The organism is Mesorhizobium sp. M7A.F.Ca.ET.027.02.1.1 (assembly GCF_004022985.1).
Lineage (GTDB): Bacteria > Pseudomonadota > Alphaproteobacteria > Rhizobiales > Rhizobiaceae > Mesorhizobium.
Window position 1 is genome coordinate 1 of the sequence record NZ_RZOL01000852.1, and the last position, 794, is coordinate 794.

General features: G+C 60.5%; 1 protein-coding gene and 1 pseudogene. Both read right to left on the minus strand.

The window, feature by feature from the left end; all coding sequences use genetic code 11:
* Positions 1–295, minus strand: a pseudogene (locus EN749_RS38415) (hypothetical protein); the annotation flags it as partial.
* On the minus strand, positions 295–794 hold a 500-nt coding region (locus tag EN749_RS36610; RefSeq protein WP_189368029.1), incomplete at its 5' end, for a TrbG/VirB9 family P-type conjugative transfer protein. The pseudogene EN749_RS38415 and the gene EN749_RS36610, both read right to left, overlap by 1 nt.

Sequence of the window (794 nt, forward strand, 5' to 3'; positions counted from 1 at the left end):
CGGTCGACTGTTGCGGCGGCGGAGTCGGAGGAGGCGGAATGACAATCTGGTCTTGCGGGGGCAATGCCGTCGCCGGCGTCGCCGGCTCGCGCGGCTGAAAAGTCGAGGTCTCGAAAGCCTCGTCCTCGTTCGATGTCGCGTTCCGGTCGGACGGCCCGCTCGGCCAATTGATATACAACAGGCCACCGGCCAGAAGCAGCCCGATTCCGGCTATGCCGAGTTTCGTGCCCAAACCTGCATTTCGCCGGGCAACCGGGCTACCGCCGTCGAGCTCACGATAGTCTATGTTCGACATCAGCGGTTCCTCTGTTCGAACTGCCCACGCTCGCTCTTCTTGTCGAGTTTTGCCGGGCCATAAATGTCTCCAATCGGGTCCGGCAGGCGTTGCGATGGGGATTGACGGTTGTACAGGCACAACGTCTTGTCGCCGGCCCGCAGCGTGAATTGCCCCGCAACCTTGTCGACGATCATGTATTCGCCTTCGGTGCGCAGGTTCACCAGAGATTCACGGCCTTTGGCTTCGACAACAAAGATCGCCGGCACGTCGCCCGTGAATTGCAGGAACAATTTCGTTCCGTCATCGAACACGACGCGCGGTTTGAGCGAGTCATCACCGCGATAGGCATAGTCGTAGTTCAGCATCGACGGGTCGATGTTCTTCAGCGATGGATTGCGGGCGCTTTCTTCGGCTTGGGCGAGGAGCCGCGCGTTTACGTCCTCGTCGGGGTATTTGAACCGAACATGAAACGACGCCCGCAAGGACGGTTCGCGCGAGCCGACCAGGAGCAGGGAAT